The 23,854-nt window shown below is 64.0% G+C and carries 28 protein-coding genes; 12 read left to right on the top strand and 16 right to left on the bottom strand.

The window, feature by feature from the left end:
- Positions 1 to 11 precede the first annotated feature (11 nt).
- Complete coding sequence (locus tag E4P29_RS13105; protein ID WP_135045245.1) at positions 12 to 320, bottom strand: YrhK family protein; 309 nt, start codon at positions 318 to 320, stop codon at positions 12 to 14.
- Positions 321 to 358: 38 nt separating this feature from the next.
- A complete protein-coding gene (locus E4P29_RS13100) occupies positions 359 to 1,627 on the bottom strand; it encodes a reverse transcriptase family protein (protein ID WP_245154296.1) in 1,269 nt (422 codons plus the stop codon).
- A gap of 391 nt (positions 1,628 to 2,018) precedes the next feature.
- Here E4P29_RS13100 and E4P29_RS13095 point away from each other — a divergent pair, with 391 nt between their 5' ends.
- Positions 2,019 to 2,573, top strand: a complete 555-nt coding sequence (locus tag E4P29_RS13095; RefSeq protein ID WP_135045243.1) for a DUF3558 domain-containing protein — start codon at positions 2,019 to 2,021, stop codon at positions 2,571 to 2,573.
- Positions 2,574 to 2,598: 25 nt separating this feature from the next.
- Entirely contained in the window at positions 2,599 to 2,985 is a 387-nt protein-coding gene (locus E4P29_RS13090) for a hypothetical protein (protein ID WP_135045241.1), read from the top strand.
- On the opposite strand, the gene E4P29_RS13085 is transcribed toward E4P29_RS13090, so the two are convergent.
- Complete coding sequence (locus E4P29_RS13085) at positions 2,969 to 3,499, bottom strand: hypothetical protein (protein ID WP_032385308.1); 531 nt, start codon at positions 3,497 to 3,499, stop codon at positions 2,969 to 2,971. The genes E4P29_RS13090 and E4P29_RS13085 overlap by 17 nt on opposite strands.
- Before the next feature lie 273 nt (positions 3,500 to 3,772).
- Between E4P29_RS13085 and E4P29_RS13080 the strand changes: the two genes are divergently transcribed.
- From E4P29_RS13080 to E4P29_RS13065, 4 genes are all read left to right on the top strand, one after another.
- Positions 3,773 to 4,720 carry an ABC transporter ATP-binding protein gene (locus E4P29_RS13080; protein WP_135045239.1) on the top strand — a complete coding sequence of 316 codons (948 nt, stop codon included), beginning with the start codon at positions 3,773 to 3,775 and terminating at the stop codon, positions 4,718 to 4,720.
- Between the two features lie 9 nt (positions 4,721 to 4,729).
- On the top strand, positions 4,730 to 5,512 hold the full coding sequence (locus tag E4P29_RS13075; RefSeq protein WP_135045237.1) for an ABC transporter permease: 783 nt from the start codon (positions 4,730 to 4,732) through the stop codon (positions 5,510 to 5,512).
- A gap of 75 nt (positions 5,513 to 5,587) precedes the next feature.
- Positions 5,588 to 6,733 (top strand): histidine kinase, encoded by a 1,146-nt coding sequence (locus E4P29_RS13070; protein WP_135045235.1) that lies wholly within the window; start codon positions 5,588 to 5,590, stop codon positions 6,731 to 6,733.
- Complete coding sequence (locus tag E4P29_RS13065) at positions 6,730 to 7,338, top strand: response regulator transcription factor (protein ID WP_032385305.1); 609 nt, start codon at positions 6,730 to 6,732, stop codon at positions 7,336 to 7,338. The genes E4P29_RS13070 and E4P29_RS13065 overlap by 4 nt, the downstream gene beginning before the upstream one ends.
- A gap of 1 nt (position 7,339) precedes the next feature.
- On the opposite strand, the gene E4P29_RS13060 is transcribed toward E4P29_RS13065, so the two are convergent.
- Both E4P29_RS13060 and E4P29_RS13055 read right to left on the bottom strand, forming a co-directional pair.
- A complete protein-coding gene (locus tag E4P29_RS13060) occupies positions 7,340 to 8,167 on the bottom strand; it encodes an SDR family oxidoreductase (protein ID WP_135045233.1) in 828 nt (275 codons plus the stop codon).
- Between the two features lie 167 nt (positions 8,168 to 8,334).
- Positions 8,335 to 8,892, bottom strand: a complete 558-nt coding sequence (locus E4P29_RS13055) for an XRE family transcriptional regulator (RefSeq protein WP_094692969.1) — start codon at positions 8,890 to 8,892, stop codon at positions 8,335 to 8,337.
- A gap of 66 nt (positions 8,893 to 8,958) precedes the next feature.
- Between E4P29_RS13055 and E4P29_RS13050 the strand changes: the two genes are divergently transcribed.
- The 3 genes from E4P29_RS13050 (at position 8,959) to E4P29_RS13040 (ending at position 11,417) form a co-directional block, all read left to right on the top strand.
- Complete coding sequence (locus E4P29_RS13050) at positions 8,959 to 9,657, top strand: AzlC family ABC transporter permease (protein ID WP_135045231.1); 699 nt, start codon at positions 8,959 to 8,961, stop codon at positions 9,655 to 9,657.
- Complete coding sequence (locus E4P29_RS13045; protein ID WP_135045229.1) at positions 9,654 to 9,965, top strand: AzlD domain-containing protein; 312 nt, start codon at positions 9,654 to 9,656, stop codon at positions 9,963 to 9,965. Before E4P29_RS13050 ends, E4P29_RS13045 begins: the two co-directional genes overlap by 4 nt.
- Before the next feature lie 432 nt (positions 9,966 to 10,397).
- Positions 10,398 to 11,417 carry a DUF5914 domain-containing protein gene (locus tag E4P29_RS13040; RefSeq protein ID WP_167735471.1) on the top strand — a complete coding sequence of 340 codons (1,020 nt, stop codon included), beginning with the start codon at positions 10,398 to 10,400 and terminating at the stop codon, positions 11,415 to 11,417.
- 1 nt (position 11,418) lies between these two features.
- On the opposite strand, the gene E4P29_RS13035 is transcribed toward E4P29_RS13040, so the two are convergent.
- Positions 11,419 to 11,886 (bottom strand): SRPBCC family protein, encoded by a 468-nt coding sequence (locus E4P29_RS13035; RefSeq protein ID WP_135045227.1) that lies wholly within the window; start codon positions 11,884 to 11,886, stop codon positions 11,419 to 11,421.
- Positions 11,883 to 12,227: a metalloregulator ArsR/SmtB family transcription factor gene (locus E4P29_RS13030; protein WP_094714681.1), complete on the bottom strand. Its 345-nt coding sequence runs from the start codon at positions 12,225 to 12,227 to the stop codon at positions 11,883 to 11,885. The genes E4P29_RS13035 and E4P29_RS13030 overlap by 4 nt, the downstream gene beginning before the upstream one ends.
- Before the next feature lie 206 nt (positions 12,228 to 12,433).
- On the opposite strand from E4P29_RS13030, the gene E4P29_RS13025 reads away from it, so the two are divergent.
- Both E4P29_RS13025 and E4P29_RS13020 read left to right on the top strand, forming a co-directional pair.
- Positions 12,434 to 12,883: an Hsp20/alpha crystallin family protein gene (locus tag E4P29_RS13025; RefSeq protein ID WP_027494920.1), complete on the top strand. Its 450-nt coding sequence runs from the start codon at positions 12,434 to 12,436 to the stop codon at positions 12,881 to 12,883.
- A 58-nt stretch (positions 12,884 to 12,941) separates the two neighbouring features.
- Positions 12,942 to 13,124: a hypothetical protein gene (locus tag E4P29_RS13020; RefSeq protein ID WP_027494921.1), complete on the top strand. Its 183-nt coding sequence runs from the start codon at positions 12,942 to 12,944 to the stop codon at positions 13,122 to 13,124.
- An 84-nt stretch (positions 13,125 to 13,208) separates the two neighbouring features.
- Here E4P29_RS13020 and E4P29_RS13015 read toward each other — a convergent pair whose 3' ends face one another.
- Genes E4P29_RS13015 through E4P29_RS12985 form a run of 7 tightly spaced genes read right to left on the bottom strand, consistent with a single transcriptional unit; the run spans position 13,209 to position 19,212 of the window.
- Entirely contained in the window at positions 13,209 to 13,664 is a 456-nt protein-coding gene (locus tag E4P29_RS13015) for a GNAT family N-acetyltransferase (RefSeq protein WP_135045225.1), read from the bottom strand.
- A 49-nt stretch (positions 13,665 to 13,713) separates the two neighbouring features.
- Positions 13,714 to 15,231, bottom strand: a complete 1,518-nt coding sequence (locus E4P29_RS13010) for an NAD(P)/FAD-dependent oxidoreductase (protein WP_135045223.1) — start codon at positions 15,229 to 15,231, stop codon at positions 13,714 to 13,716.
- Positions 15,228 to 15,965: a class I SAM-dependent methyltransferase gene (locus E4P29_RS13005; protein WP_135045221.1), complete on the bottom strand. Its 738-nt coding sequence runs from the start codon at positions 15,963 to 15,965 to the stop codon at positions 15,228 to 15,230. Before E4P29_RS13005 ends, E4P29_RS13010 begins: the two co-directional genes overlap by 4 nt.
- Positions 15,962 to 16,195, bottom strand: coding sequence for an RNA-binding S4 domain-containing protein (locus E4P29_RS13000; protein ID WP_135045219.1), 234 nt, complete (start codon positions 16,193 to 16,195; stop codon positions 15,962 to 15,964). Before E4P29_RS13000 ends, E4P29_RS13005 begins: the two co-directional genes overlap by 4 nt.
- Positions 16,196 to 16,238: 43 nt before the next feature.
- Positions 16,239 to 18,428 carry a heavy metal translocating P-type ATPase gene (locus E4P29_RS12995; RefSeq protein ID WP_135045217.1) on the bottom strand — a complete coding sequence of 730 codons (2,190 nt, stop codon included), beginning with the start codon at positions 18,426 to 18,428 and terminating at the stop codon, positions 16,239 to 16,241.
- Positions 18,425 to 18,673 carry a hypothetical protein gene (locus E4P29_RS12990; protein ID WP_032385296.1) on the bottom strand — a complete coding sequence of 83 codons (249 nt, stop codon included), beginning with the start codon at positions 18,671 to 18,673 and terminating at the stop codon, positions 18,425 to 18,427. The genes E4P29_RS12995 and E4P29_RS12990 overlap by 4 nt, the downstream gene beginning before the upstream one ends.
- Positions 18,674 to 18,699: 26 nt before the next feature.
- The gene (locus tag E4P29_RS12985; RefSeq protein ID WP_245154295.1) at positions 18,700 to 19,212 is read right to left on the bottom strand and encodes a GNAT family N-acetyltransferase; all 513 of its coding nucleotides are present in this window, start codon (positions 19,210 to 19,212) and stop codon (positions 18,700 to 18,702) included.
- Between the two features lie 118 nt (positions 19,213 to 19,330).
- Here E4P29_RS12985 and E4P29_RS12980 point away from each other — a divergent pair, with 118 nt between their 5' ends.
- Positions 19,331 to 21,028, top strand: coding sequence for a cutinase family protein (locus E4P29_RS12980; RefSeq protein WP_135045215.1), 1,698 nt, complete (start codon positions 19,331 to 19,333; stop codon positions 21,026 to 21,028).
- A gap of 22 nt (positions 21,029 to 21,050) precedes the next feature.
- Here E4P29_RS12980 and E4P29_RS12975 read toward each other — a convergent pair whose 3' ends face one another.
- Together E4P29_RS12975 and E4P29_RS12970 are read right to left on the bottom strand one after the other, a co-directional pair.
- Positions 21,051 to 22,283, bottom strand: coding sequence for a hypothetical protein (locus tag E4P29_RS12975; RefSeq protein ID WP_135045213.1), 1,233 nt, complete (start codon positions 22,281 to 22,283; stop codon positions 21,051 to 21,053).
- A gap of 16 nt (positions 22,284 to 22,299) precedes the next feature.
- Complete coding sequence (locus tag E4P29_RS12970) at positions 22,300 to 23,835, bottom strand: aldehyde dehydrogenase family protein (RefSeq protein ID WP_135045211.1); 1,536 nt, start codon at positions 23,833 to 23,835, stop codon at positions 22,300 to 22,302.
- Between the last annotated feature and the right edge of the window lie 19 nt (positions 23,836 to 23,854).

Here is a 23,854-nt window from a genome sequence, read left to right as displayed (position 1 = left end):
AACAACAAATGTCAACAAAAGCGAACAGAAATGCGTCGAAGCGGTCCGAAGTCGTCGTCGCTCTCGGACGCGGTCTGTGCACGACCGATCCGTGTCAGATGTACCCGTCGCGCCAGTCGAATCACGGGACGGATGAGCAGTTCGATACTTCCCAGCAGGAAGAACCATGTGCCGATCACCGTCGTACTCTCCTGAAAGAAGAGGATGCTGCCGGCGATGAACCAGACCGCAACAAGAATGTCGTTGATGATGCTGACAACTTCCCACCGCTGGCGAATTACCAGTTCCTCGTGCCCGATGGTGAAGGTCAGGTCGTTCATAGCGGCTCCTTCGTAAAACGTCGGTGTACCCAGTCCGACTACCCGGATCCCTCCCAATCGACCCGGGCTGCCATCTCGAGCAGTTTCCGACGACGTGTCTCGCTGGTCTCGCCGATCCGAGCGATCCGTCCGTACACATGGGCGCGGAAGTCGGTATGGCCGTTGCGATTCTGATGGGCTGCAACGCTACCGAGGCAGTTGTGCAGTAACGCGCGGAGGTTGTCGTACTCCTCTCGCGGAACTGCGGGCCACGCATTGACCACCAGCCCCGTGAGCTGTTGCCGTTGATGCGCGCGCCGTACTCGGGTTTTGTCGGGATGAATCGTGAAGCCCTCGTCGTGCACAATCTGGGACAGCACCCACAGCAACTTGTCGACGTCGAGGTCAGCCGGACCGGAGAACGCCAGGTCGTCAGCGTAGCGGGTATACCGGGCACCCATGGTGCGGGCGAGCCCGGCAGCTCGAATATCGAGTTGGCGGGCAGCCAGGTTGGCCAGGGCGGGCGACGTCGGTGCGCCCTGCGGCAAGTGGGTGGTGCGAAGCCTCGCCGCCGTTGCGCGGTCCATGCCCGTCAATTCCCCGGCCGGAGTTACCGTTGTGCACAGCGCGGCAAGATTGGCGGCGACCCTTCTGCGGTAGCCGACGGCCTCGAAGATCGCCACCACTCGATCGAACCCGATGGACGGAAAGAAGCGACGTAGGTCGACCGAGACCACCAACTCACGCTCGGCGTGGGGCGTCGCGAACGTGCGGGGGCTGCGCCCTTTACGAAAACCGTGCGCGGCGGGATGTGGCGGAATTCGATCCAGTATGCGGCGCAGTATCTTTCGTTGAATCTCACGCAGGCGCGGTTTCGGGACCTCCAGAAGTCGAATGCCCTGACGTTTGTCCAGTCGCGCAGATCGATAGTGCTGCAACGGGAACGGCGCGGTACGCAGCCTCCCCTGCAGGTCGGCAAACCATTCGATTTCGGAGATCGTCAGGTCGAGAGACCGTGCAAGCTGACCGGTCGATTCGTACCGTGGTACCTCGAATCGCCAGGGCTTGAAGCGGGAGCTCGTATTCGGCCGCTGCGAGGACGCGGAGGGCTCCGAGATGAACGGAAGATCGTGCAACAAACCGAAAATCGATGCCTCGTCGAACGGCGGGCTGGGATAAAGGTTGATGATTCGATCTGCGAGCCACGAGGCTCTCTCTGGCATGAAACGTGCGAACGCAACCTCGAGCCCCGACCGCGTCCACTCGGCGTCTGCAGCCAGACCTGCGAGAGTTGCGGCGGCGCGCGGCGTCAGTTCGCGGTCGTTCACGTGTGTCGCTCCGCCGGGTCTGGGGCGACGGAATGCAGCGACGCGGGGCGACCGAAATCTTTCGTCCTCGGAGCAGTCGGGCACGCGTAGCGTGCGGAGCTGCTTCGGACGCAGTGCTCGATTCTCTTCATATATACCCAGGGGTTACCCCTGAGACCGGTCCCGCGGACCAACTCTCGCCCACGCGCCGCTGCATCCCACCACAATGCCAAACCGACGCGGATCTGTCAGCGGGATGGCTCGCTGGTTCGACCGACCGGTCGGGTTTTGAAGTTCTAGTGAGTTGCTCAATTGCGAGCCGGAGCTCTCGAGTCCGGAGGAGGTGAACGGAACCAGCGCCGACTCCGTTGCGTCCAACCCATAGATGGGGTCTTGGGAAAGGACAGTGCACATGCATCGAAGCAGTCGATGGGCGGCAATCGCAGTAGGTCTGCTCCTGCTCACCGCATGTTCGACGGGCCAAGACGGTACTGCAGTCCCCGAAGTCATCGCGACGACCAGCACCGCCGTCGCCGCACCGACGCCGTGGGATCCATGCACCATCCCCGACGACTTCATCGAGCAGGCGGGATTGAACACGGCCACCAAGGAGTCGGGGGTGTTCGGACGCGATCAAAACGGATTCAAGATCTGCGGCTGGGAGAGTCAGCCGCCCAGCAGCAAATACTTCTTCTCGCTCTTCGTGGGGATAGCGAGTATCGACTACATCGACGATCCGAGCTACTTCGACCGACTTCAATCCGTCCGAGTGGGCGCACGTGACGCCACCCAGTACCAGCAACTGTCTGCTGACTCGTCCCGAAACTGCGGTGTTGCCTTTGCTGCGGGAGCACAACTGGTCAGGGCGACTCTGGTCACTGCCGGACGTGTCGACGACCCGCCGTACGAACCATGTATCGAGCTCAATTCCGTAGTCACACTCCTCGAGTCCCAACTTCCTGCCTGACCCTCAGAACCGAAGGGTGCAAACTATGTCCGAGTCGCCGCCTGATTTGATCACCCATTGGCAAGGACTCAACGCTTTAGCTGAAGCTGGGACACTGATCATTCCTGCAGACGTCGCCGCCAAGTGCGACGCTGCCTGCGATGTCTATCTTGCGCACCTCGAGAAAATGCAAGCTGATGCCCGCAAACTGTCGGAGACCAAGAGCTGGGGCGACATGAAATCTGCTCAGGACCTACAACGTCGGTTCGCTCGCCTGGCGACCGGCAAAGACACGTCACTCGACGTCATTCTTCAGCAGCACATCGACGTCATCGAATCGATGCGCATGCTCTTCCGTCGCTACTTCGACGAGACGACCGATACCGATGATCTGACGTCGTCGAACATCACCGCGCTCACCCCGGAGAACTGAGAGACGCCAACACTTTTCGGTGGACCTCGACTTCGCGTTTGTCGTTGTCCAGACGCCGTTCGATGGGTGCGTAACCGCGGGAACGCCACCATCCGATGCTCTCGACCATGCTCACCATCGGACCCACGAACACATGGGTCCACCCCTGTGTTTCGAGAATGCGCTCAAGCTCCGCCAGCACCGGATTCGCCACCCGGTCATGCTCCAGTTCCCCGTCGACGATCAGACTCCCCACCCACGGTTGACCTTCGCGGGGATGCGGAGCCAGCAGTGTCATCACGCCCACGATTCGGTCCGCTGCCCCGATCACCACGCAGTGAGAGTTCTCCATGACCGTGTTGTGCCAGAGGAACTTCTCGACATCCTCGACGGTGAAGGCGGTGACTCCGGTGTGCAACGTACTCGCGTCGAGGAACTGAGGATTGCTGTTGAACACGGCGAGGAAGTCCTCGGGACTATCCCTGCCGTCGACCTCACGCACCGCATACGCTCCCGCGTCGAATCCGAATTCCATTCAGCCACGGTAGAGCCGATCCACGACCTCCGTCGTCGAGCACACCCCGTAGACGAGGTGTGGATTCCCACGAGGGGCGTGAATCCCAGCATCGGGGCACTTACGTGACACCTGGTCCGTAGTTGCACGTGACAGTTGTCAGCAGTTCGCCATGACGGCCGAAACGACCTCTCATTTCGCGTTGACCTGCGCTTTCTCCGAGGTGGAGAGTCTGATGTGTCGCCGAGGAATACGGCTGAAGATCCACTGACGACAGAGCGAAGGGAATTGCAGATGATTACGCAGAATTCGACTCGCACCGAGGCGGTGGGTACCGAGACAGCATTCGCGGTACACGCCACCGGTGTCCACAAGTCGTTCAGCGACTCCACGGGCTCGAAGTTCCGCGCCGTTCGCGAGTTGAAACTCTCGATTCCCCGCGGGCAGGTTGTGGCGTTTCTCGGGCCGAACGGCGCAGGCAAGAGCACGACGATCGACATGATCCTCGGACTCACCGAACCGGACGGCGGCACCATCGAGGTGCTCGGCACCGATCCGCTGACCGCCGCGTCGACAGGACGCAGCGCAGCGGTACTGCAGTCCGGTGGACTGTTGCCGGACGTCACTGTCGGCGCACTGGTCGCGATGATGGGCTCGCTGTACATCGGGGCCGATCCTGCCGCCGCGATCACCCGCGCCGGGCTCGGTGAACTGGTGAATCGACGCGTATCGAAATGCTCTGGTGGCGAACAGCAGAAGGTGCGGTTCGCCCTCGCATTGCTCTCCAACCCCGAGCTACTGCTGCTCGACGAGCCGACCGCCGGCATGGATGTCACTGCGCGCAAGCACTTCTGGCAGGCGATGCGCGCGCAGGCAGCCAACGGCACGACCGTCATGTTCGCAACCCACTACCTCGAAGAGGCACCGGACTTCGCCGATCGAATCGTCGTCATCGTCGATGGTGCCCTTGTCGCCGACGGCACGGTGGCCCAGATCAAGGCCACCGTCTCCAATCGGACCGTCGACGCCAACCTGCCACGCTCCGAGGCCGAATTCGTTGCAGGACAAACTGGCTCGCGACTGCAGGAACTCGCCAACGGCCGGTTCCGCTTCGTGTGCACCGATACCGACCCCGTGGTGCGCGCACTGAGCACGTCCACCTCCGCGACCGATATCGCGATCGTGTCGGCCTCACTCGACGAAGCATTCTCGGCGCTGACCGAGCGCACTCACCAGAACTGAGGACATCCGATGACCACTACGACCTCACTACGCCCCCGCCGCGGACTACACCCCACGTTCGTACTACACGACATCCGTAGGCAGATCACCCCACAGAATCTGATCTTCACCGTCGCGCTGCCCGCCGTGCTCTACCTCGCCCTGTTCCGCGTCGTGGAACCCAGCGCCGGAGTAGACCTGCCGCACGGCAACTTTCAGGCCTGGATGATGATCGGAATCGCCGTCTACGGTTCGTCGATCGGCACCATCTCGCGGGCCGCAGGCATCTCGAACGAGAAGGCCAACGGCTGGCTACGGACAATTCGCCTGTCGCCCTTGGGTGCCGGCGGCTACGTCGCATCACGCATCATCGCCTGCCAGGTGTACGCGGCCATCCCGGTCCTCGTGGTCGGCATCCTCGGAGCACTCACCGGAGCCCGCGCCGACGCGATCGTCTGGATCACCGGCCTCGTCGTGGCCTGGATCGGATCTGCCATCTTCTCCGCCCTCGGCCTCGTGCTGGGCATGCTGCTGCCACCCGAGGTGGTCACCCACGTTCCCGGCGTCGTCATGACCGGCCTCGCCTTCATGGGCAACATCTTCATTCCGCTCTCGGGTGGCATGCTCGCCGTCGCACAGGTGACACCGCTCTACGGTGTGGCGACGTTGGCCCGCTACGCGCTGACCGACGGCTACAACCTCGACGGATCTCACGCCTCTCTGGCAGGTGCGCTCATCAACGTCGCAGCCTGGTTCTTCGGATTCTCCTTCGCCGCCGTCCGACGATTCGCTGGGGCGACCGGCCGCCAGTGACATACAGGTCACGGTTGCCCTGCGCGGAGGCGTCGTCGATAGTGTGTGGGTTCCTCACCGGAGAAAGTGACAGCAGTGACCACGCAGAAAACCGATGCCCGACGCGACGAGCGGTTCCCCAGCGCGTTGGTCGCGTTCGTTGCGAGTTGGTTCGTAGTCGCGCTGTTCACGTTCTTCGCTCTCACCACGGTGTTCGATCATCGGGAAAGCATCGGATACGGGCTTGCCGCACTGTCGGCGTCGATCGTCGTCTTCGTCGCTGGCGTCATGGTCCTGGCGCAGCGCATGTTCGTTCACGGACGCGTCGATCCGCGGCTGACTGTCGCGGCCTGGATCGCGATTCCGTTGGGCATGGTCGTGGTCCCGCTTTCCGAGGTGTGGGAAATGTGCGGCATGTCGGTGGCGATTTCGTCGACGCTGGTGCGTGGGCGCTGGGCACCAGCGGTCGTCGGCGGAGTATTCGTTATCGCGACGGTCGTCACCGTCAACGTGGACCGGGCTGATCCTCTAGAAGCATTCATCATCACGCTGTTCACCCTCGGTGTGACCATTGTGCTGATCGCACTCACCGAACTTGCTCGCGCACTCGACGCGCTGCGTGCATCACGTGAACAGGTTGCCCGGCTGCTCGTCGATGCTGAGCGACATAGGATTTCGCGGGATTTGCATGACGTCATCGGCCGCACTCTGGTGACCGCGCAGCTACGCAATCAGGCTGCACTGCAGATGTTCGAGAACCAACCGGAGAAGGCCCGCGAGCAGCTCGGGCATGTGCACGACGTTCTCAACAGTGGTCAGGCCGATCTCAGGAGGATTACCAGCGGACCCATCCTCGACGACTTCATCTCGGAGCTGGCAGCCGTCGAAGCGATGTGTGCCCGGCTGGGCATCGACTGCCTTACCTCGGTGGAAGCCCCGCCGGTCAGCGACGTGGACCGCATCTTCGCCGCCGTCGTACGCGAATCGTCCACCAACATGCTCAAGCATGCTCACCCACGCAGGTGCACCGTTCGAGTCACCGCTGAGAAGGACTGCGACGTCTTCGAGTTCACCAACGACGGCGTCACCCGTGAGGAGACCGACGCAGGTACGGGAACCGGGATCGCTGCACTGACCCGTCAGGTGGAAGACGTCGGAGGCACATTTTCAGCCGGTAAGACGTTAGCGGGTACCGAGTTTCGAGTCGTGGCCACCATCCCGAGGGCAAAGGCAGACGTATGACGATCACCGTGTTGCTTGCCGAGGACGTCGCTCTACTGGCCGAAGCCTTCGAGGTGTTGTTGTCCACCGACCCGGACATCGAGGTGGTCGGACGAGTGTCCCGAGGAGACGAAGTATGCGATGCCGTAGATCGCTTGCGGCCGGACCTCGTCCTGATGGACATCGACATGCCCGGTATGACGGGCATCGCGGCCACGGCTGCCCTTCGAGCAATGAACGACCGCACCCCCGTCCTGCTGCTGACTGCCCTACCCGGCAGCGGGCATGTGCACGACGCTTTGGCCGCGGGAGCGAACGGGTATCTCCTCAAGAGCACGGACGCGGTGCACCTCTTCGCCGGTATCAAGGCGGTGTTCTCGAAACACACCGTTATCGATCCGGCCTTGGCTGCCGAAGCGTTGCGGGCGGGGCCGAATCCCTTGCGTGACCGCGAGCTCGACGTGTTGAGGCTCGTCGATCAAGGGTTGTCCACCAAGCAGATCGGCGAACGCTTGTTTCTCAGCCCCGGAACGGTGCGCAATTATCTCTCGAGCATCATCACCAAGTTGGACGCAAGCAGCCGACTCGAAGCGATCAAGTCCGCCCGTGAGAACGGGTGGCTGTAGGTCAGCCTCCGTGTGCTTCGACGGCCACGGGCTGCCATTTGCGCCAGTTCGCCAGGCGTGATTCGTAGTCCTTTGTCGCGATCTGCAGCGGTGCGTCGCCGAAAAAGACTCGCAGTGGCGGCTTTTCGGCGTCGATCACCTTGAGTAGTGCCGACCGTGTTACGCTCGGATCACCAGGAGTTGCCTGCCGCGCACTCCGCAGCTTCGCTGCCTTGTCCCGAATCGGGTCGTACGCGGCGATATCGGTGGACTTCTTCGCAGACGGGCCGGACCAGTCGGTGGAGAACCCACCCGGCTCGATCAGCGTCACGTGGATACCGAAGTCCTCGACCTCCTGCGCCAATGCCTGGCTGAATCCTTCGAGCGCCCACTTCGAGGCGTGGTACGCGCCGACATTCGGGAATGCTGAGATTCCGCCGATGGACGACACCTGCAAGATGTGGCCACTCCCCTGCTCACGCATGAACGGCAGCGCCGCCTGCGTAACCCATAGCGCTCCGAAGACGTTCGTCTCGATCTGCGCCCGAGCATCTTCCTCGGAGAGTTCCTCGATCATGCCGAACTGGCCGTAGCCGGCGTTGTTGATGACGATGTCGAGTGAACCGAACTTGTCGTAGGCCTGTTGGACTGCCGCGAAGTCGGCGGCGCGATCGTTCACGTCGAGTTCGATCGGCAGAATCGCATCGCCGTACTGTTCGACGAGATCTTTCAAGGTGTCTGTGTTGCGAGCAGTCGCTGCGACCCGATCGCCACGGTCGAGTGCCGCGATCGCCCACTCCCGCCCGAATCCCTTGGAGGTGCCGGTGATGAACCACGTCTTGGCTGTCATGAATCTCGCCCCTTCGCTACACGGACAAAAGTAAGGACGACGTCCGCTGCAAACGCCTCTCGGCGAGTGGTCGCTCGAAGCGACAAATGGGGTGAGGCCCGGGGCTTGCCAAGCGAACGCCGTCGAAAGAGTCCAACGAAGCGCCGTCGCCGACTATTCCCCTCACGTCAGCTGTGTTCGGTGATCATCACCGCCATGGTGTTCGGCTCCAGCGCCTCGAAGATGTGCAGCGCGTCGCCGGGGTAGGCGACATAGTCGCCGGGTGCCAGCTCGACTGCCTCGCCCACTGGCCCCACCAGGGCTCGTCCGGCGCTGAGCACAACGTGCTCGACCACACCGGGCGAATGAGGGTCCGAGCGCCTCGGCTCGCCGACGTCCGCGCTGACCAGATAGATGTCTCGTCGCGCGTTCGGTGGAGACGACGCCAGCAGCGTCGCGGAGTAGTCCGCCCGGTCCGACGCGAATCTCGGCCCCTCCCCTGCACGGATCAGTCGGACCGACTGCTTCGCCGGCTCGACCAATCTGGAGAACGGCACCTCCAGGGTGACGCTGAGGGCCCACAGAGTTTCCAGACTCGGATTCCCCGTACCCGATTCCAGTTGCGACAGAGTCGATTTCGCAATTCCAGCGCGGCGCGCCACCTCAGCCAGCGAGAGGCCCACGCGTCGCCGCTCCTGCTGCAGAGCGGCAGCGATGGCTGCGATCGGTGGTCCGGCGTCCGCCATTCGTTCACTCCATCGGTACGTTCGTTTGATTTGACGAACAGCTTAACATCGTCCACTATAACGACCATGCGTTCGACATGGCGAACCCTGCAGGGGGTCAATATCCGCGACATCGCGTTGGTTTGTCTGGCCGACGCCTTGGTCGGGGCCTCGTTCGGTGCGATCTCCGTGGCCGCTGACCTGCCGTTGTGGCTACCGGTGGTGATGTCGCTGGTGGTCTTTGCGGGCTCATCACAATTCATCTTCGTCGGCATCCTGGCCGTCGGCGGCAACCCCGTCGCCGCCGTGGCAAGCGCGTTGCTGGCCAACACACGGCTGGTACCGCTCGGATTCTCCATTGGATCCGTCTTCGAGAACGTCTCGCCACTGAAGCGACTGCTCGGCACCCACCTGATCACCGACGAAGCGGTCGCATTCAGCGTCGCCGAGCAGGACGAGGCGAGCCGTCGAACTGCGTTCTGGCTGTGCGGAATCGGACTGTTCGTCACCTGGAACATCGGCGTTGCGATCGGCACGGTGGGCGGAGGAGCGATCACCGACACTGCGGCGCTCGGACTCGACGCCGCATTCCCCGCAATCCTGCTCGGACTGATCATGCCTGCGCTCCGAGATCGGGGCACGCGCAATGCCGCACTCGTCGGAGCAGGGATCGCCCTGGCAGCGTCGATGTTCCTACCGAGCGGACTGCCGGTGCTCCTCTCGCTGATCGCCGTGGTCCCCACACTGCTGTCGACCACGCCCGCCGCACGCAAGGAATCCGCATGAGCCTCACGATTCCGCTGATCGCCATGGTCGTCGGCACCTTCGCTCTCCGCCTCATCGGCCCGGCCCTACGCTCGCGCATGACCATCTCGCCCCGCATCGACCGCGTCATGTCCACCTCGGTCGCCGTCGTGTTCGTTGCCCTCATCGCCACCTCCACCCTGCTCGTGGGCAAGGACTTCGCGGGCTTCGCGGCCCCCATCGGCGTGACCGTGGCCGGAGTCCTCGCTTGGCGAAAGGCACCCTTCGTCGTCATCGTGGTCGCGGCTGCCGCAACCACCGCTTCCCTCCGATGGATCGGTGTCGCCTGACCGAACCGCGGCACCCCGAGTCCACTAGATGTGACATTGACCCCCGAAAAGTCCACCAAATGTCACATCGAGTGCATCGGATCGGGGACACCGGTGACAGCCATCGCCCCTTCGCGGACTACCTACACGACAACGAGCCCATTGCCACCTGGGCGACCTCGCTTACTGACCTGAGCGTCCACTATTTCCCTGCAGCCCCGGGATTCCGTCTTTCGAGCCGAATTGTGGGCGCTGACATCAGTTGACCGGCGCAGCTCGAACCGCCGACCCCCACTGGACCCATCTGACCTCGCGCACCTCTCCCAGTTCGCCGGCACTTCGAGTCCACTAGATGTGACATTGACCCCCGGAAAGTCCACTCGACGTCACATTGAGTACCCCCCGGCGGGGACAATGGAGAATGAACACAATGTCTCGATGTGGGGAGCAGCAATGACCGCGCTGGATGCAGTACGACGACGCTGGCCGAAGACGATGCCACTTCAGCCGCTTCCGTCGGAGTCGTGGGCCAAGCAGGAGCCGACGTGGAAGGGTGCGAATCCCCAGGTCATCGAGTCGGCGTTGAAGCGTGCGAAGACTCGGACGTCGGGCAATTGGTTCGTTTTCGCTGCCAGTCGCGACGTGAAGGCCGACAAGCCGTTCGGTCGCTACGTCGGCACCACCGAGTTGGTTGCGTGGCGGGATTCGGCGGGCACGGTGCACATCGGTCCGGGTGCGTGTCCGCATCTCGGGGCGGCGCTCGATACCGCGAAGATCGAGTGCGACGCGTTGGTGTGCCGGTGGCATGGGCTGGCGTTGGGTCCGAAGGGTAAGGCGGGCTGGCGGCCGGTTCCTGCGTTCGACGACGGTGTTCTGGTGTGGGTCCGGCTCGACGAGCTGGGCGGCGAGGAGCCGACGCCGGTGCCGGTCGTTCCGATCAGGCCCCCTGTGTCGACGTCCATTCCCGGTGTCGTCACGTTGATCGGGAAGTGCGAACCGGACGACATCATCGCCAATCGGCTCGATCCGTGGCACGGTGCATGGTTCCATCCGTACTCGTTCGCGAGGTTGAAAGTGGTCAGTGCGCCCACCGACATCGATGTGCCCGAGCAGGACGATCGCTTCCTGGTCGATGTCACGTTCCGCGTCAGTCGCGGCATCGGCGTTCCGGTTCGAGCCGAGTTCGTCTGCCCCGGCCCACGGACCATCGTCATGCGCATCCTCGACGGTGAGGGGGCGGGAAGCGTCGTCGAGACTCACGCGACTCCCCTGGCTCCTGCGCCCGACGGCACCCCGCGGACGGCGGTCATCGAGGCGACGATCGCCAGCTCGGATCGACCCGGCTTCCAGATGGCGCGCAAGGTGTCGAGATTGCTGCGTCCGGCGATGAACTTCACCGCCGCACGTCTGTGGAAGGACGACCTCGACTACGCCGAACGCCGTTACGAACTGCGCTCGACGGGTCGCGCGTGATCTAACTTTCGACGAGTGCGGCGAGTTGGCCGATGACGGTTCCCCATCCGCCCTCGAAGCCCAACTCCTCGTGCGTCTTTCGGTCTTCTACGTTGCGGTGCATCACGTGCGCCCGGTACTCGGTCCCGTCCGGGTGGTCGGTGAACGTGATCACCGCGGTCATGAACAGTTGCGGGGCAGGTCGCCAACCTTCGACGAGGGAGTTGGTGAACACGATGCGTTCCTGAGGGTCGACGGCGAGGAAGCATCCGTCGATGTGCGGTTCGAAGTCGCCTCCGGGTTCGCTCATCAGCGTTCGGAATGCGCCTCCAGGCTGCAGATCCCACGCGTCGACTCGGCACAGAGTCGGTGCGGGAATCCACCATTTCTCGAACTTCGACGGGTCGGCCCACGCATCCCACACCGTCTCGCGTGGAGCCGCGATGATGCGGGAGATACTCAGGTCGAGTTCGGGATCGAAGGAAGTCATTGCTGCTCACTCTCTTTCGGGGATCGGGTGACGAACTGTTCGAGGCGGTCGGTTCTGGATTCCCACACGGACCGTTGCTGTTCCAGCCACGCGGAGGCCGCGTCCAGGTTGGTTCGCTCGATCGTGCATGCGCGTACACGTCCGGTCTTGTGGGTGCGAATCCATCCGCTGCGCTCGAGTACATGGATGTGCTTCATGAACGACGGCAGAGTCATGTCGAATGGTTCGGCCAGTTCCCCCACGGTGGCAGGCCCGGACCCCAGTCGGCCCAGTACTGCACGCCGCGTGGGATCGGCCAACGCCTGGAACACGTCGTCGAGGACCTCGGAATACTGAGCCATATGGCACAGTATCTCGACTGATCGATATCCACAAGAGCTCGGCACCACTCCTGCTGCGCCGCAGCACTATTGGTGTCGAAAAAAATCCGAAAAAGTCCCGAACAGGTCTTGGCACTCGCCGCAATCGAGTGCTAATTTTTGTGTTGCACAGTTGAGGAGCGCCTCGCCACAGGGGCGAGCGCATCTGGGTACAGGAGGTGGTTGCTGTGCTTCGTTTCGATCCGTTCCGTGACGTCGATTCGCTCACCTCGGCATTGTTGGGTGCGTCTACCGGTTCGGACCGCGCACCGCGATTCATGCCCATGGATCTGTACAAGGTCGACGATCACTACGTACTCAGCGCCGACCTACCCGGCGTCGACCCGGGGTCCATCGACGTCGACGTCGATCGCGGCACCTTGACGCTCACCGCGCAACGAACCGTGCCGGAAAGCTCTGGTGTGCAGTGGATTTCCTCGGAACGCTTCGCCGGAACGTTCCGTCGACAGATCTCGCTGGGTGACGGCGTCGACACCGAGGGAATCTCGGCGTCGTACGACAACGGCGTCCTGTCGATCACCATTCCGCTTGCCGAGCGAGCGAAGCCGCGCAAGGTCGACATCGCTCGTGCAGAGCTGACCGGCGAGCAGAGATCCATCGAACACCAATCGACCTGATCCGTGACGCGCACAAGCACATCGAGCACTGTCGAACTATTCAGGGAGGGTGATGCATATGGAAACGGATACCGTGGTCTGGCCGGAATCTCCCGATCGTGACCAATGGTGGCGCACGGTTCTCGGGGTCGGGACCGGGATCCGGGAATGCGCCACGGCCGATCTACTGGATCAGCAGCGTGCAGAGCCGGTCGACGACGACCTCTACCCGCACGTGCCGCGAGAACCCGTCGCTGCGTGATCCGAACGATCGCAAGGCCGGCACCGACATTCGGTGCCGGCCTGCGTCATTGCGGCACCCAGCAACCAGTCAGAAGGTCAGAAGTCACAGGACCAACGAGTAGAACGTGCTCGACGGGTCCACGACGTAATCGCCGAACGGGGGCACTGCGACGAATCCGTGTCGCTCGTAGAGGCGTCGAGCCGCGGCGAAGTAGTCCTGGGTGCCCGTCTCGAGGCTGACGCGCTCGAATCCAAGCCGCCGCGCCTCCGTCAGAACGTGCTCGAGCAGTCCGGACGCCACCCCGCGGCCCCGCGCGAAACCCGAAGTGCGCATCGACTTCAGTTCACCGTGTTCAGGAGTGAGTGTCTTCAGCGCGGCAATGCCGAGCAGTGCCCCGGCCTCCCACGCCGTCCACACCCGCATATCCGCGCCGCGCAAACCCGACAGGTCCAGGGCGTGAACACTCTCTGCCGGGGACGTCGCGTGCATGTCCGCAAGGTGCTCGACGAGCAACGCACCGACTTCCGGCCGCGACAGATCATCGACCTCGAGACGCATGCAACCTCCTGTCGTGAGTGGAAGTTCGACCCCTGCTACGAAATACCACTCACCTGCGGCGAAGCCGATCCAAAGCGTCGAACATCTTGAATCGTCCACTCGTGGGGACGGTTTCGATATCGTGGCCGGTGACGCCCCAACCCGCCAGCAGGGTGTTCGCTGCCTGCAGTCCGGTGGTGGCGGCACGTTCCATGAGAGCAACGGGCAGATCGATTCGAATGCCGTCACCTGCGAGTACCAGCGAGGGCTCGGGGGTACGCACGGTGGGCCGCTCGGCGAATGCTCCGAGGCCGAACATCGGGCAATCGTCTCGCCATTCGGATCGTTCCGCGATTACTTCTGCCGCAGCGGTTTCCGGGTAGATCTCGTGCATGCGAGCCATCAGCTGCGCGCGGGTGACCTCCTCGGATTCCTCGGCGGCGTAGGCATGCAGTTCGACGACCGAACCTCCGGTCCTCGCTGCCCACTCCGCGGCCTCGTCCTCGAATCGCTCGAGCACACTGATGTTGTCGATGGGAGGCATACCGCCGGTGCCGATGAACGCGGGACGATCGGCGTTGACCGCCTTGCTCAGCCACACGCGGTGGACCATGAAAGGCGGGGTGTTCTGCAGCGCGCCGATCTGCTTGCGCCACGCCGGCGTCCCGAGCTCGGGGGATTGCTCGAGCACCCGCTGCAATCCGGCGATGTCGGTAGCGAGGACCACCGCGTCGGCGTCGATGATTCCGCCGGCGTCGACGCGGAACTTGCGCAGGCCGCCGCGGGTGATCTCACCGCACGGAGTGGACGTTCTGATCTCGACACCGAGACCACTGAGGTATTCCCCCAACGGGTTCCACAGTGCTTGTGGGTACGGATCGCGGGGGACGTCGAAGATCAGACCCTCGGAGGAGCCGAGGAAGTAGATGTGGAACATCATCGCGAGTTCGGCAGCCGACATCTCTTCGGGGTCGGCGAAGAAGCTGCGTGAGAACACCCCGAACGCCAGATGGCGTGCCGCTTCGGGAAAGTTGATGTTACGCAGGAATTGCGCGGCAGGAGTGGTGTCGAGCTCGTCGAAGGTCTTCGGCACGCTCACCGTCATGAGCGGCAGGGCGGCGATTCCGTTGAGGTCGGTGAGGTCTTTCCACCGGAACGTCGGACTGCGCTTGACGAACGCGAACGCGTTGAGCGGTGGCGTCTCCGGCAATCCCTTGAATCCGTCGATACGTCCGTCGCCGTCGATCAACGGGTAGTCGTCGACCGGGCGTAGGCGCGCCAAGTGGGGGTCTGTGCGGCGCAGTAGGTTTCGCAGGTTGTAGTACTGCCGGAAGAACGCGTGGAAGCCGCGGCTCATCGTCGCGGGCGAGCCGTCCTCCAGCGTCGTGTCCCATCCACCGACGCGGCCGCCGAGGTAGCTTTCGCGTTCGACCAGATGAACCTTGACGCCGCGTTCGGCCAGCGCGGTCGCGGCGCTCAGCCCCGCGATACCTCCGCCCACCACCACCACATGCGGGACGTCGGCCAGCTGACCTGCGTCCGAATATCCCTGCACCGCAGCATGGGTGACCTTCTTGGAATCGGTCAACGCTCTTCCTTCGCGGGTCGAGAGCCCAGGAACGTGTGCACCACACCGTTCTGCCATCCGGTCATCGTTTCTCGGGCGACACCGCTGTAGCCCGCACGCTGCATCCGTCGCATGAACGCCGATGCGCCGTCGAACGTCACGACGCTTCGCCACAGATGTCGATACAACGTGGCGTCTCGCGTCGCGAGCCAGCCGAGCGGGATGATGATGCCCCAGCTCACGACGTTCCAGGAGATGCGGGCACGCACTGAATCGTGCACCGAGTACTCGTGGAACGCGATCGTAGAACCCGGACGCAGCAGGGCCAGTAGGGATTTGAGTTCTGCGTCGGGGTCGTCGACGTTCCTGATCAGATAAGCGGCCAGGATGGCGTCGAACGGTCCGTCGACTCCGTTCACGGCCAGATCCTCCACCCGCGAGTGCACGAATGTGACGTTCGACGGCCAGTCCTTGCTCCGGGCGACCTCGAGCATCTCGGCGGACGCGTCGGCGGCGACGATCTCGGCATGCGGTGCAGCTTCGAGCAGCGCTGCGGTGGACGCACCCGTACCGCAACCGATATCGAGCAGGCGCAATCCGCTTCCGAGATCGGGGATGCGGAGGCGCTGCGCGGATTTGACGAGGTGCTCGTGGTAGCCGGGGTTGGCTCCGACGAGTCGGTCGTACGCCTTGGCACCGACGTCGAATGCGCCGGGAACTTCGTTTCGCGGCAGACCGCGCTTACCGACCTTCACAGTGCCTCTTCCTTGCTCACGCGGGCAGCCGGCCCACCCTGGACCGACACGACGTCTCCGTGCTGCAACTGCCGTCCGCGGCGGATGTCCACGTCCCCGTTGACGCTGACCAGGCCGTCGGCGATGACGCCCTTGGCTTCGGCACCGGATTCGATCAGGTTGGCGAGCTTGAGGAATTGGCCCAGCCGGATCGATTCGTCGCGGATGGGGACATCGTGTGCATCGGACATGTCTCCATCCTGTACTAGCGGGCCGCTCGCTGCTACCAACGAGTCACATCGCGGCGCGGAAGCGGCGCAACCGCAGGCTGTTGCTCACCACGAACACCGAGGACAGCGCCATTGCAGCCCCGGCGAGCATCGGGTTGAGCAGGCCCGCGGCCGCGAGGGGGATCGCTGCGACGTTGTAGGCGAACGCCCAGAACAGGTTGCCCTTGATGGTGCTCAGCGTGCGACGCGAGAGCCGGATCGCATCGCCGACGGCCCGTAGGTCGCCGCGTACCAACGTCAGGTCGCTCGCCTCGATCGCCACATCGGTGCCGGTCCCCATCGCGAGGCCCAGGTCTGCGGTGGCCAGCGCTGCCGCGTCGTTGATGCCGTCGCCGACCATCGCCACGACCTTGCCTGCGGCCTGCAGTTCACGAACGGCATCGACCTTGCCCGACGGCAGCACACCGGCAACGACCTGATCGATGCCTACCTCCGCGGCGATCGTTCGGGCGGCGGCCTCGTTGTCGCCGGTGAGCATGACCGGCGTCAGGCCCAGCTCCCGCAGTTCTGCGACGGCCTGCTTCGACGTCGGCTTGACCGAATCGGAGACCACCAGAACCCCGCGGGCTTTCCCGTCCCACCCGATCGCGACGGCGGTGCGTCCCTGGCGTTCGGCGTCGTCGAAGGCGTCGGTCAGTTCCGGTTGCAGAGGCATCGACCAGTCGGCCAGCAGGCTGCGACGGCCGATCACCGCGGCGCGACCCTCGACGATGCCCTGGACACCGAGGCCCTCGAGGCTGGCGAACTCCTCGACCGACTGGGACAGTGCCCCGCCTGCGATAGCGCGCGCGATGGGGTGCTCCGAGCTCGATTCGAGGGCAGCCGCCACCTTGCGGACGGTGTTCTCGTCCTCGCCGTCCGCCACGTGCACCGAATGCAGTGTCATCTCACCGGTGGTCACGGTGCCGGTCTTGTCCAGCACCACGGTATCGATGCGGCGGGTCGATTCGAGCATCTCGGGGCCCTTGATCAGAATCCCCAGCTGCGCCGCCCGCCCGGTTCCGACCATCAGTGCTGTGGGGGTGGCCAGCCCGAGTGCGCAGGGGCACGCGATGATCAGGACGGCTACCGCCGCCGTGAAGGCAGCGGCCACCGAATTGCCGGTGCCGAGCCAGAATCCGAGCGTTGCCACCGAGATGGCGATGACGATCGGCACGAAGATTCCCGAGATGCGATCGGCCAGACGCTGGGCCTGAGCCTTGCCGGTCTGCGCATCTTCCACCGCCTTCGCCATCTGCGCGAGCTGGGTGTATGCACCGACTCTGCTGGCGCGCACGGTGATTCGACCACCGACGTTCACCGTGGCTCCGGTCACCGCGTCGCCGGCCCCGACCTCTACCGGCACCGACTCGCCCGTCAGCATCGACCGATCGACGGCCGAGGATCCACTCTCTACGGTTCCGTCCGTGGCGATCTTCTCACCCGGACGAACGACGAACAGATCGCCGACGGCGAGCTGATCGATCGGAATCTGCTGTTCCTCATCGTCTTTCAGCACAGCGACGGTCTTGGCACCGAGGTCCATCAGTGCGCGCAACGCCGCACCGGCCTGCCTCTTGGACCTGCTCTCGAACCACCGGCCGGCCAGGATGAAGGTGGTGACACCCGCAGCCGCCTCGAGATAGATATTGCTCGCCCCGTCCATCCGCGCGATAGTGAACTCGAACGGATGCGTCATACCGGGCTCGCCGGCTGTACCGAAGAACAGCGCATACAGCGACCAGCCCAGTGCAGCAAGGGTTCCCATGCTCACGAGGGTGTCCATCGTCGACGTCCCGTGCTTCAGGTTGGTCCACGCGGCGCGGTGGAACGGCAGCGCTCCCCAGACGACGACCGGCGCGGCGAGAGTCAACGACAGCCACTGCCAGTTGGTGAACTGGAGAGCTGGAATCATGGCCATCGCGATGACGGGCACGCTGAGCACCGCCGAAACGATCAGACGCTGCTTCAACGGATCGACCGGTGTGTCGGCGTCGACCGGCTCGGCCACCGGAAGGCTCGCGGTGTAACCGGCGGCTTCGACAGCGGCGATCAGATCCTCGGTGGCGACGCCGTCGCTGGTGACGCGCGCCTTCTCGGTGGCGTAGTTGACCGTCGCCGATACCCCGTCGAGCTTGTTGAGCTTGCGCTCGATGCGGTTGGCGCACGACGCACAGGTCATGCCGCCCAGAATCAGTTCTGTTTCCGTACTCATCCCCGATTCCCTTCTGCCTCGATGACGAATGTGGCCGTGCGGACGACGCCCTGATGCTGGAAGTCCGGATAGAGCGCAGATGTTCCGTCGTGCGACTCGTGGTCGGAATGCGTCGGTTCGCTGGGCGACGCGTCGGGTCCGATCGCATGGCCGACGAACAGGGCGAGAAAGAAGACAAGGGCTATGCCGACGACGAATCCGACGAGCTTGGTCGGGGTGCCGAGTTCCTGTCGTGTGGAGTTCACATCCCTACCCTACCCCCCCAGGGTATCTAGTGGGTAGTGCCGATCGCCTTCTTGAAGCCGACGTGTGAGGCAGTGAAGCCCAGACGGGTGCAGAACCGGTGGGCATCCACTCGACGCGAGTCGGACGTCAGCTGCACCAGAGCGCACCCTCGCCGCGTGGCCTCCTCGATCGCCCACTCGATCAACGCGCCACCGAGCCCGCGGCTGCGCCAGGTAGCGGCCACCCGTACGGCTTCGATCTGAGCTCGCAACGCGCCACCTCGCGCCAGTCCCGGAATGACGGTCGACTGCAGAGTCCCCACCATCTCGTCACCGTGCACGACGACGACCACCACGTTCCGTGGATCAGAGGAAATGTCCTCGAAGGCGGTGCGATATCCGGCCATGTCGTCGACGGATTCGCGCGTCGCGCCCAACTGGTCGTCCACCAACAGCGCCACGATCGACTCCAGGTCCGACGCCACCGCCTCACGCACGACGCAGGTCGACCCATCGGTCAGAGTTAATTCCATCGGTGTCATTCGGGCGTGAAAAGTCATGTCCACGACGGTAAACGAAGCGTTTTGTAACGCGAACCATCCGAGCGACGAAATGCCGGGTAACCCACTGGCAATTGCAGTCGGGATCGGTTCGGGCGTGGATGATGGGGATCGAAACATGAATGGTGGCAAGTCGAAGCGTGTGCGCATCGCGCTCAGCGCGTTTGCGATCGGCGCACTCGGTGCCGGAGTGCTGGTAGCAGCACCCTGGTCTGCGTCGGAAACAAGTGTCGAGGCCTCCGTCGAGCTGGTGTCGACATCGACCTGCTACGACATGGTGAGCATCGCCATCGGCGGACGCGGTGACACCCCACGCGAGGGCGTCAAGTGGCTGACCAAGCCCGACGGCACCCGCCTTCCCGCGGCGATGTCCGGTGACTACTCGAGCGACTGGATCGACCAGGCCGTGCGAGCTCCCAACAACGGCAACGTGGTTCCCGACTCCTACGCTGCGGTCTACGTCGAATACCCGGCGAACCTCGCGAGCTACGAGGACGCCGTGCAGACGGGCGTCACCAACTCGCAGACCATCATGAAGGAAATCTCCGCGTCCTGCCCCAAGACTCGCTTCGCCATCGTCGGCTACAGCGAAGGCGCAGACGTTGCTCGCCGCACCGCCATGGAAATCGGCAATCAGGCCGTTCCCGAGGACGGCAAGTACGGCATCATCGACCCCTCGCAGGTCGTCGGCGTCGTCATCTTCGCCGACGCGGGACGCGTCGCAGGAGAGGGACCGTTCCCCGGTGCCGAGAACCCGTTCAGTAACCCGGACGGTTTCGACACCAAGTACCAGAACGGCAACAACGCCATCCCCGGACAGGGTGCATTGCCGGGAACGTCGGGCGGCTTCGGCGCACTCGACGGACGCGTCGCGTCCTTCTGCTCCGACGGTGACCTGACCTGCGCACTGCCCGCCAACACGTCGCTGATTCACCTGGCCGCCAACGTCGGTCGACAGGTCAACGCCGATGCGCTGCAGAACGAGAACCTCACCCCCGCCACCGGAGCCGACCTGGCTCTGGCACTGGGACGCATTGCAGTCAACGCCTTCAACGACATTGCCTCGCAGCCCAATTGGATGCAGAGCGACGAGACCTTCCTCGACGTGCTGATCAAGGTGTCCGAGCCCAACTACAAGCCCGGCACCGCAACGACCCCCGTCTCGGCCAAGGTCGACGGTGAAGAGCCGATCGAGACCGGCCAGATGGTCGACATGGTGTACCTGCCGCAGAAGATCTTCAAGGAGATCACCGGGTTCATCTCGTCCAACCAGAACACGATCCCGGTCATCATGAACGATCCCTACGGCCTGACCCTCGGTCCCGGCTCGGGACACCACTTCGACTACTGGCGAGACTCCGACGCCGCCAACGGCAAGCCACTGACCTCGGTCCAGTACGCCGCGGCCTGGCTGACCCAGCTGGCCGAGCAGGCCAACCGGGGCGAGCCGGTGAAGACCAAGGAAGTACAGGAGAAGGCAGGCCGCGCAGCAATCCAGGCCATCGCCGCCACACCCGAGACCACCACCTCGGCCACGGCAACTCCGACAGCAACGACAACGGCACCGGTCACCACCAGCCCCGCTGCCCCGGCTGCCCCCGCTGCGCCTGCTCCCGCCCCCGCAGCCGAGGTGCCGGCACCCGCACCGGCACCGGCTCCCGCTGCCGAGCCTGTAGAACAGGCCTGCACGACTCCGGTCGAGGGTGAAACACCCGTCGAGGGCGCACCGCCGGTATGCGTCACCGCGCCCGCCACGGACACCCCGGCCACCCCCGAGGCCGCAGCTCCGACGACGACTGTCGCACCCACCCCGTAGGTGTGTGGAACCTCGTAGCCCGCTACGAGTTTCCACGCACGACGGGTGAGCGACGCGCCAGCAGAACAGCGGCACCCGTCAACACAGCAAGAACAGCGAGCCCGGCCACCGACAGCACCAGGTGGTCGGGCTCGCTTGTGCGTGAGATGACCGATTCATCCATGGACAACGATGGTGTGTAGCCGGCGGACACCACGGTCACGGGCAGGGCCATGACGAACAGCGCCGGCAATGAGATCGCCAGAGATCCGGGCGATGTCTCCAGCGCGGAGACCAGAACATAGGCCGCAACGAGCGGCAGAGCGAACTGCGAGACGGTCGGAATGTCGACGTAGTTCTCCATCAGACTCGTAGCAGCGACGATGAACAGGCCGCCCAGCCCGACGTACAGCTGCGGCCACCGGTAACCGATCCCAGCTCCCACGATCAACAACGCTGCGCTAGCGCACAACCGAACGGCATCTCCCGCGGCGAGGCCGGAGGTGCCAAGAGCCGTCGCCGACACTGCGAACAGCACCAGCAGCAGACGCCCGTCCCGCCCCGGAACCAGGAACGACGCCAGCAGCGCGGCAGCCGTCATACCGACGAGTGCGCCGAGCCACTCGACACTCCGCGTATCGGCATCTGCCGCAATCCAGCTCAGGACGCTTGCCACAACGGGCAGCGACAGTCCGACGAGCAGAATTCGCGGGGTCTCGGGTGGCTGATCCACCTCGTGGCGGCGTGCCAGGAACAACGTGACTGCCGCGGCCACTGCAGCGATCACCATGACGATCGCTCGCTCGGGAGCCACCTCGTCCTCGGCACCGACCACATCCCAGACGAAGACGGGACCGTCGTTCGCCTGCAACAGCGCATCGAGCCAGTAACCCAGCAGCCCGGTGCCCACAACCGAGACACCCAGGGCGGCCTGTGCACCACGGTGGTGTCCCGACAGGACGGCAGCCGCACCCATCAGCACACCGGCGCCCACTGCAGCGGCCCAGTGCCCGAGCATCCCGGGCACCATTCCGACGGTCTGGAACACCACGACGAGCAGCGCTGCCATCGCCACAATGGTCGCAGTTGGTGCACTGGCCCGGGCCGCGGCGACCGCCGTCCCACAGGCAGCGACGGCAACTACTGTGAGCCCGTTGACAATCGACCAGAACGACCCGAATTCCGCAGTGCCGTTCAGCAGCGACTCGACGGGGCCGATGTCACTGATGGCATAGCCGAGAACGAAACCGGCCAAGAGCATCGACAGTACTTTCATACTGCCGATCATGCCGTCAGCCGAATTTCACTCCCTGCGCCAGGGGCAGTTCGTTGGAATAGTTGACCGTGTTCGTCGCCCGGCGCATGTAGGCCTTCCATGCGTCCGAACCTGATTCGCGTCCGCCACCGGTTTCCTTCTCGCCGCCGAAAGCACCGCCGATCTCGGCACCGGAGGGACCGATGTTGACGTTCGCGATGCCGCAGTCCGATCCCGCAGCCGACAGAAAGCGTTCCGCTTCACGCAGGTCGGTAGTGAAGATCGATGACGAAAGTCCCTGCGGCACATCGTTGTGCAGGGCGATGGCCTCGTCGAGGATGTCGTAGGTGAGCACGTACAGGATGGGCGCGAACGTCTCGTGCTTGACGATGTCGGTCTGGGCGGGCATCGTCACGATCGCGGGCTGGACGTAGTACGAATACTCGTCGACGACATTCACGCGCTCACCGCCGACCACCACCGTTCCGCCGTCGGACTTGGCGGCCTCGAGCGCCTTCTGATAGCCGGCGAACGCGCCCGCGTCGATGAGCGGTCCCACCAAAGTGTCGCTCTCCAAGGGAGATCCGATGGACAGCGTCTCGTACGCCGAGACCAACTTGGCCACCAGTTCGTCCGCAACCGAGGAATGCGCGATGACGCGTCGGAGCGAGGTGCATCGCTGACCGGCCGTACCCGCAGCCGAGAACACCAGCCCGCGCGTCGTGAGATCGAGGTCTGCCGACGGCGTCACGATCGCCGCGTTGTTGCCGCCGAGTTCGAGCAGCACGCGCCCGAATCGCTGCGCAACCCGCGGCGCGACAGCCTTGCCCATCCTGGTCGAACCGGTTGCCGACACCAGAGCAACACGCGAATCATCCACCAGCGCTTCACCGGACGCTCGGTCTCCGATCACCAACTGAGCGATCTTGGGATCGACACCTGCAGCGGCAGCAGCGCGCTCGAACAGAGCCTGCACACCCACGGCAGTCAGCGGGGTCTTCTCCGACGGCTTCCAGATGACGGTGTCTCCGGCCACCAACGCCAACGCCGTGTTCCAACTCCACACCGCAACAGGGAAATTGAACGCCGTGATGACGCCGACGACACCGAGCGGATGCCACTGCTCCATCATGCGATGCCCGGGCCGTTCGGTGGCAATGGTGTTGCCGTACAGCTGTCGTGAGAGGCCGACGGCGAAGTCGCAGATATCGATCATCTCCTGCACTTCCCCGAGCCCCTCGGAGACGATCTTTCCGGCCTCGATGGAGACCAACGCGCCGAGGTCTTCCTTGTGTGTACGCAGCAGTTCCCCGAGTTCCCGGATCACCTGACCGCGCGCCGGTGCCGGCACCTGCGACCACGAGACGAACGCCGCTGCCGCGTCCGCGATCACGCCCTCGACGTCGGCGGCAGAGGCCGACGTCAGTGAGGCCAAGTTTCCGCCGGTGATCGGCGATCTCGCGATGATCGCGTCGGGACCGGCAGGCACGTCGAGCGCGATCGTCGCACCCAGCCGTTCGAGAATGGCGCGCGTACGCACACTCAGCTCGTCGTGGGTGATGGATGCAGACATGCGCGTACACCTTCCGTGG

It is taken from the genome of Rhodococcus sp. 1R11 (assembly GCF_004563845.1).
Taxonomy (GTDB): Bacteria; Actinomycetota; Actinomycetes; order Mycobacteriales; family Mycobacteriaceae; genus Rhodococcoides.
This window is presented reverse-complemented; position numbering and strand designations above follow the sequence as displayed.